Origin of the sequence: Francisella noatunensis subsp. noatunensis (assembly GCF_009823375.1) — a bacterium.
Lineage (GTDB): Bacteria > Pseudomonadota > Gammaproteobacteria > Francisellales > Francisellaceae > Francisella > Francisella noatunensis.
The window spans coordinates 1-8,427 of sequence record NZ_WBSX01000083.1; the positions used below are offsets into that span (position 1 = coordinate 1).

Here is an 8,427-nt window from a genome sequence, read left to right on the forward strand (position 1 = left end):
TTTGAAAGAGTTAAGTGCTTTGGCATTTTTTAGTTCCTTATCGTTTATTTTAGTTTCGTCAAAACCTAATAAACTATATTTGGAACTCTCTTTCAACTATTTAAAACTTTCAGAATACAATCTAGCAAGCGTTTTATTACCTTGAGTTTTATTAGTAAGTAATGATTTTTGTTGCCTTTGTACAAGAGGACTAGTACTAGAAGTTATATTTCTATCATTTATCAAGGTACAGCTGCCTAATAATGTAATAATGAGAGCAAAAGTTAATATATTTTTCATTAAAATCTATACCTGAGTTCTTGTATCTAAATAATAACTATTTAAATAAAATTTTTCAAAAAATTGAATATATTTGGTGGAGGCGGCGGGACTTGAACCCGCGTCCACAAACTCTCTATCCTTGGATCTACATGCTTAGGCTAATCTATTTGAGTTTAGCTTGACTACTCCCCAATTAGCCAGGGTAATAGTTAGCGAGTCTGTTAAATACAGCCTGAACTTCCAGACAAAAAGCAAAGACCGTCTTATGCGGAATATGAACGGATGTAAAGATAGTGTCATAAGAAAGACTATCATATCCGTGCGTCTCTAGGTTATTAAGCTAGACTAGGCAGCTTTAGCAACAGCAGCAAAGTTGCTGTCGTTAGCCGCTACGCGGTTTGCTTTTTTGTTGCCAGTTATTATTGGCATTTGTACTGTTATTAACGAGGTTACGGTACTTCCTCGACATGCACCTTAGATTTTGACATTCATGTCGAAACCATATTCGCCCCCAATTGGGTGCGATACAATTTATACTTTATTATGATAAATGTCAAATCTTAAGTATGATTCTAGAATAAAACATAGATAGCTGAAGATAATGCCACAATACTAACAAAAAGTATGAAACTATCAGCTAGTAGATTTTTATATTGCTTTAGATATTTGATTTTATAGATACTATAGATAGGCATGATAAATAGTATTACAGCTAAAACAAGACCACCAATACTAGATATCATATCTAGTATATTTGGGTTTAAATAAGCAACTAACCAACATGACAAAAATACTATAGATAGTGTAATTGGTTTTATAGTTTTTTGACTGATTGAGTTTTTTGAGATTTTGCAAACTATACCATCTATACCTTCTTTTGAGCCTAAATAATGACCAAAAAAAGACTTACTCATAGCGACTATAGCAACTAATGGAGCTATATAATCTAAGGAGTAGTCATCAAAATGGCTTGCTAGATAAGATAATATTGAAACATTCTCTTCTTTTGCAGCTATTAAGTCATCAGGAGACAGAGTTAGCATCGAACTAAATACAAATATGACTACTGTAACAATCATTAGAATATTACTAAAAGCAATAATTCTCGATGCTTTTTTATCGGCATCTTGTTTATATTTTGTTTTTGCATAAACAGCTAACGATGAAATAATTGGCGAGTGATTAAATGAGAATATTAGTATTGGCATGAATATCCAAATAGCTAATAAAACACCCGAAAAAGTATGATTATACTCAAAGCTATTGCGTAAAATATTAATATTCCAGTATGGAATCATCCATAGTGAAAGCACTAATAATGCTATGATAAATGGGAAGACCAAAAAGCTCATCACGCGAATAATTAGTTTCTGACCAAAGTTAATTATAAAGACTAACGAAAGTATCGTGAAAAAGCTTAAAAGGAATCTATTTTGTATATCATAGTGAAGCTGATATTTGAAAAAACTAGCTAGAGTATTTGTAATACCAACGCTGTAAACTAATAGTATTGGCAATATAGCAAATAGATATAAAATATTAAAAATAATACCACCAATTTTACCAAAATAGTCATCGGCGACTACGGTAATATCAGAATCAGTATTTGGGTTAGATATTACAAATCTACACAATGCACGATGTGACAAAAACACCATTGGAAAAATAAAAACTAATACTAAAAGTATTGGTATAATTCCTGAAATTCCGGTTTGAATCGGTAAAAAAAGTATGCCAGCTCCAATAGCCGTACCAAAGAGGCTAAGAGACCACATAAAGTCTTCGTTTCTTTTCATAGTAAATATCTAGTTAAAAATAAAAAGCCTTACAGAAAACTAATAATTAGCAGTCTATAAGTCATGTTCAAAAATAATTAATAAAATTTAATGTAAAAAGAAGAGATTGTCAAAAAAAAAAGTGATAAATATTTAATTAAATTTAGTTTTGTGATTTTAGAAGTAATGACAATAAAGACATTCTGATAGGAACACTATATTTGATTTGCTCAAAATATTTTGCACACTCAAGTTCATCTATAGATCTATCCATCTCATCAACTCTAGGCAGAGGATGAAGGATTATGAAGTTACTAGTAGTGGAAATATGCTTTCTATCTAAGTAGCATAAATCTTTATTTTCTAAATAACTTTCTTCATTTGGAAATCTCTCTCTTTGAACGCGAGTTACATATAGTACATCTAAATCTTCTAAGGCATCACAATTTACTTGCTCTAATTCTGTGAAAGAATTGCCATTTTTCTCAACAAAATCTCTAAGTTTCTCTGGGATTTGTAGTTTTTTTGAAGATATAAATTTAAATGTAGCATTATATTTAGCTAGGATGTTGGTTAATGAATGAACTGTACGTCCATATTTTAGATCTCCTAAAAATCCAATTTTTAGGTTATCAAGAGAGCCTTTCTCAGAGTAGATAGTATATAAGTCAACCAATGACTGGGTAGGGTGCTCATTCTCGCCATCACCAGCATTTATCACAGGTGAGTTGACATATTTTGAGAACTCTTCAACACTATGTGGCTTAGGGTGACGCATCACTATAATGTCAGCATATTGATCCATCATTCTACCTGTATCATCAAGGGTTTCGCCTTTTTGAGTAGAGCTAGAAGCACCGTTTTCTAGTGATATAACTTTGCCACCAAGTCTATTCATAGCAGACTCAAAAGAGAATCTAGTTCTAGTGCTTGGTTCAAAGAAAAGAGATGCTAATATTTTGCCTTCTAAATCTTTGATAGGCTCTGAATGGGTTAGTTTATCTTTATAAATATCAGCTTGATGAAATAGTTTATATAAATCATTTTTGGTAATTTGATTGCCTCGCAGAAGCTTTTGAAATGATAGCATTTTGTAACTCCAGAATATTATTCCCCTTTGGTACGAAGGGGTGACAGTCGAAGACTGACGGGGTAGTTTTTAAAAAAGCAATCGATCCTATGGTCAAGCCATAGGATGACACATTTTAACTATTAATCCACTCTTTAACAGTTTTAACATCAAAATCATTATTGATTTTGCGCATATCTCTAACAGCGGTAACAAAAGCTTCAAAAGCACCAATTGTTGTAACATAAGAAACTCTACTCATAATAGCAGCTCTTCTTAATGCTAAACTTATTTTCAGTTCTTGCCTTATTGATGTATTAACCAATAAGTCAACTTCACCCGCTTCGATTGCTTTGACAGTACTGTGTACTTGATTGTTACCAATATTATCCGAAGCTTTATCAAAAAGCTTACACTCAATACCATTTTCTTTTAAGAAGCGCTTAGTACCTTTTGTTGCAAAGATATTAAATCCTAGTTCTATTAGCTCTTTAACAGGTTCTATTATCTTAGGTTTATCAGTATCACTTACAGATATTAGAATATTTCCTTTTAGAGGTAGTTTATTAAAAGACATTTCTTGAGCCTTATAGAATGCTACTCCAAAAGATCTATCCATACCCATTGCCTCACCTGTAGATTTCATCTCAGGGCCTAAATAGCAGTCTACATCAGCAAATCTGCCAAATGGGAATACCGCCTCTTTGACAGAGAAATGTCTAGGGATAGGGTTGTTTAAGATAAATTCAGATAGCTTCTTACCAAGCATAAGTTTAGTAGCAATATTTGCGATACTATTACCCGTTGCTTTGGCTACAAATGGTACAGTTCTTGATGCTCTAGGGTTTACCTCAATTACATACAACTCACCATTTTGATATGCAAATTGGACATTCATTAGACCTATTACATTTAGTTCTCTAGCTAATTTGATAGTTGCTTGTTTGACTTCTTCGATTTGTTCATCGGATAATGAACGAGTAGGGATAGAACAAGCGGAATCTCCGGAGTGAATACCTGCCTCTTCAATATGCTCCATAATACCTGCAACAAATACGCGATCACCACCATCAGCTAAAGCATCGACATCTAGTTCAGTTGCATTTTCGAGGAATTTGTCAATCAAAATAGGACCTTCAAGAATACATTTAGTATTAGTTTTAATATATGCATCAAGCTCTTCTTTTGAATGAACAATCTCCATTGCTCTACCACCTAATACATTAGAAGGTCTTACAACAATAGGGTAGCCAACATTTACAATTTTCTTCTTAAGTTCATTAATCGTATAGGCAATAGTGTTTAGAGGTTGCTTCAAGCCAACTTTATCTAGTAGTTCTTTGAATCTTTCTCTATCTTCTGCTAGATCAATTTTATCTGGATCTGTACCTAGTATAGGGATGTTGTTTTCATGAAGAGCTGATACAAGTTTCAAAGGAGTTTGACCACCAAACTGTACAATTACACCTAGCACTTCGCCTTTACGCATTTCATTTTTGATAATATCAAGAACATTTTCAGCCATCAATGGTTCAAAGTATAATTTATCAGAAGTATCGTAATCTGTAGAAACTGTCTCAGGGTTACAGTTAATCATGATAGTTTCGATACCTTCTTCTTTAAGAGATTTAGCAGCGTGAACACAAGCATAATCAAACTCAATACCTTGACCAATACGGTTAGGTCCACCACCTAATATTATAACTTTCTTTTTGTCAGAAATTTCAGATTCACAGTCGCGAACGATTTCTTCGTAGCTATAGTGCTCATAAGTTGAATATAAATAAGATGATTTAGAGTCAAATTCAGCAGCACAAGTATCTACTCTCTTAAAAGTAGGGTAGATTTCTTTACCAAATCTAAAGTTTCTAATATATCTCTCAGTTCTACCAACAAGCTCAGCAATTTTTGCATCAGAGAAACCTAGATTTTTATAAACAGAGAATTCTTCTTTGCTATTTGGTAGACCTGTTTTTTTAAGCTTCTCTTCAGCATCTACAATAATTGCAATTTGTTCAATAAACCAAGGATCTATTTTACAAGCATTATAAATTTCTTGTTGAGATATACCATATCTAAGAGCCTGAGCTACTCTTAGTATTCTCATGGGAGATAACTCTTCTAATGATTTTAGGATAGCTGCTTGGTTTTCTTGTTTGGTATTTGATTCACTTACACCCGCTATTTCGACTTGATCAAGACCTGTTAAGCCAGTTTCAAGTGATACCAGAGCTTTTTGTAAGCTTTCTGTGAAAGATCTACCAATTGCCATAGCCTCACCAACAGACTTCATCTGTGAAGATAGATTTGATGGTGTAGTAGGGAATTTTTCAAATGTAAATCTAGGAATCTTGGTAACGATATAGTCAATAGTAGGCTCAAATGATGCTGGAGTAACTTTTGTAATGTCATTATCAATCTCATCAAGAGTATAGCCAACAGCTAGTCTAGCAGCTACTTTTGCAATAGGGTAACCAGTAGCTTTAGATGCTAATGCAGATGAGCGAGATACTCTTGGGTTCATCTCGATTACAACAAGCTTTCCAGTTTCAGGGTTTACTGCAAACTGTACATTTGAACCACCAGTCTCTACACCTATCTCTCTAAGTACAGCGATCGAAGCATCACGCATGATTTGGTATTCTTTATCTGTTAGAGTTAATGCTGGAGCTACTGTGATACTATCACCTGTATGTATACCCATTGGATCGATATTCTCAATTGAGCAGACAATGATTGAGTTATCAGCTTTGTCACGGATAACTTCCATTTCATACTCTTTCCAACCTAAGATTGATTCATCTATTAGCACTTCATTTGTTGGCGATAGGCTTAGACCATTTTTGACAATTTTTTCAAATTCTTCTTTTGTATAAGCGATACCACCACCACTACCACCAAGTGTAAATGATGGTCTGATAATAGCTGGTAAACCGATATCTTCTAGAGCTTTATAAGCTTGTTCCATCGTTTGTACTACAACGTTTCTAGGTACTTCAAGACCAATTTTTGCCATAGCTTTGTTAAATCTTTCTCTATTTTCTGCTTTATCGATAGAGTCAGCTTTTGCCCCAAGCATTTCGACATTGTATTTTTCTAGGATGCCAGCTTTATCTAATTCTAGAGCACAATTAAGTGCTGTCTGACCACCTACTGTAGGCAAGATTGCATCAGGTCTTTCTCTAGCTATGATTTTGCCAACACTCTCAACTGTAATTGGTTCGATGAAGATCTTATCTGCTGTTGTAGGATCTGTCATGATTGTCGCAGGGTTTGAATTTACCAGATAGACGGTGTAACCATCTTCTTTTAAGACCTTACATGCTTGAGTCCCTGAGTAATCAAATTCACATGCTTGACCGATAACAATTGGACCAGCACCTAAAACTAAAATACTTTTTATATCTGTTCTTTTTGGCATTTTATTAATTCCCTTTTTTACTATCTGCTATCATCTCAGCAAATTCATTAAATAGATATTTACAGTCATGCGGACCAGGTGAGCTCTCTGGGTGATACTGTACCGCAAAAGCTGGTCTGTCTTTGAATCTCAATCCCTCAACCGTACCATCAAATAGTGAGCTCATATGAATCTCAATATTATCTGGTACTACATCATCACATACCACGAAACCATGGTTTTGGCTTGTGATAAGAACTTTCTTAGTATCGGCATCGAGCACTGGTTGGTTTACACCACGATGACCTTTGTGCATTTTTTTAGTTTTTAGGCCGGCAGCTAGAGCTAATAGTTGGTTGCCTAAACAGATACCAAATATTGGCATCTTAACTTCTAGAAGTTTTTTGATAACTGGCATAATGTAATCAGAAGTAGCAAATGGATCTCCAGGACCATTTGATAAAAACACCCCATCAGGATTGTGTTTCATAATATCTACATAAGTACTATCAGCAGGTACTACAGTTACCTTAAAACCAGCATCTACTAGGTTTCTTAATATATTATATTTGACACCATAATCGATAACTACAACACTATACTTATAGCTTTCTTGTTGTTTGTATACTTGTTGTCCTAATGAAAATGTATGCTCATTCCAATCATATTCTCTATTTGTAGTTACACTGATTGCAAGGTCTCTACCATTTAGGTTTGATTTGTTCTTGATACGAGATCTGACATAGTTTGCATCCAAAAACTCACCTGGTTTGACCGAAAGTATAGCAACTCTTACCGCACCTTCTTTACGTACTTTACGTACTATAGCACGCGTATCAACACCACAGATACCTACTATATTTCTATTTTTTAGCCATGTATCTATATGTTTTTTTGATCTAAAATTTGATGGGCTAGTTAGATTTTCTCTAACAATTAGACCCTTAGCAAATACACCTAGTGATTCGTTATCTTCGTTATTGATACCTACATTACCTATGTGAGGGAATGTAAATGTGATTATCTGACCAGCATAAGAAGGGTCTGTAAGAGTTTCTTGATAACCTGTCATTGATGTATTGAAACAAATTTCGCCGTCTGTCCAACCACGAACTCCTATTGATCTACCAAGATAGTATGTACCATCTGGAAAAACCAATATAGCATTAGTCATATCGTTAGCTAATATCATAATAAAAACAACCTTTTTGTGATGAATTGAATTGGAAGAAAAAATATTTGAAAAACTTTTCTGTCATTACTTTTTACAAAGTTAATAGGCAAATTGAAAGTATTGTAGGCATTCGAGACCTATATGTAAAGGCTGTTTTCTCAAGTTTTGACTAAAGTTAATTTTGGTCTAGTTTTAAAGCTATTTTTATACTACAATTAATTTTTATCTCTTTTAATTTTTCATTTTGATAGTCTAAAAAAATACCTACAAAAATAGATATTTTGCGATATTTGGTTTATGTTTATATTGGATATTAACGGGAGAGAGTTTTTGGGAAATTTAGTGTAAAAAACTATGCTAATTGCATAACAGGAGGTGGGAAAGAGTTAGAACTCATACCACTAACTTTATATAAAAGCTAGATTGTATTCTGAAAGTTTTAAATAGTTGAAAGAGAGTTCCAAATATAGTTTATTAGGTTTTGACGAAACTAAAATAAACGATAAGGAACTAAAAAATGCCAAAGCACTTAACTCTTTCAAATAGATATTGTATAGAAGAATTACTTAAATTAGGATACCAAACATCTCAAATAGCCAATAAAATTGGCTATAGTGAAAGAGCTATAAAAAAGGAACTTAATCGCACTAGTATAAATAGTGACTATAATGCTGAGATAGCACAGAAGCTATATCAAAGCCGCAGAACTTCAAATAATCATAAGCTATCCTGTAAAGTTAAAAAGCTA

5 protein-coding genes and 1 other RNA gene are annotated in these 8,427 nt (G+C 33.5%); 1 reads left to right on the top strand and 5 read right to left on the bottom strand.

Annotated elements, in window-relative coordinates:
* Positions 1 to 353 precede the first annotated feature (353 nt).
* The 5 genes from ssrA to carA form a co-directional block, all read right to left on the bottom strand.
* Positions 354 to 774: a transfer-messenger RNA gene (gene ssrA / locus F8C69_RS07310) on the bottom strand.
* Between the two features lie 59 nt (positions 775 to 833).
* The gene (locus tag F8C69_RS07315) at positions 834 to 2,057 is read right to left on the bottom strand and encodes an aromatic amino acid transport family protein (RefSeq protein WP_159184741.1); all 1,224 of its coding nucleotides are present in this window, start codon (positions 2,055 to 2,057) and stop codon (positions 834 to 836) included.
* A 142-nt stretch (positions 2,058 to 2,199) separates the two neighbouring features.
* The gene (pyrB, locus tag F8C69_RS07320) at positions 2,200 to 3,126 is read right to left on the bottom strand and encodes an aspartate carbamoyltransferase (protein WP_159184742.1); all 927 of its coding nucleotides are present in this window, start codon (positions 3,124 to 3,126) and stop codon (positions 2,200 to 2,202) included.
* A gap of 115 nt (positions 3,127 to 3,241) precedes the next feature.
* Positions 3,242 to 6,526: a carbamoyl-phosphate synthase large subunit gene (gene carB / locus F8C69_RS07325; protein ID WP_159184743.1), complete on the bottom strand. Its 3,285-nt coding sequence runs from the start codon at positions 6,524 to 6,526 to the stop codon at positions 3,242 to 3,244.
* Positions 6,527 to 6,530: 4 nt separating this feature from the next.
* Positions 6,531 to 7,697: a glutamine-hydrolyzing carbamoyl-phosphate synthase small subunit gene (gene carA / locus F8C69_RS07330; RefSeq protein ID WP_159184744.1), complete on the bottom strand. Its 1,167-nt coding sequence runs from the start codon at positions 7,695 to 7,697 to the stop codon at positions 6,531 to 6,533.
* 499 nt (positions 7,698 to 8,196) lie between these two features.
* Here carA and F8C69_RS07335 point away from each other — a divergent pair.
* Positions 8,197 to 8,427, top strand: a 231-nt coding sequence (locus tag F8C69_RS07335; protein ID WP_159183974.1) for a helix-turn-helix domain-containing protein, incomplete at its 3' end; no start/stop codon positions are given.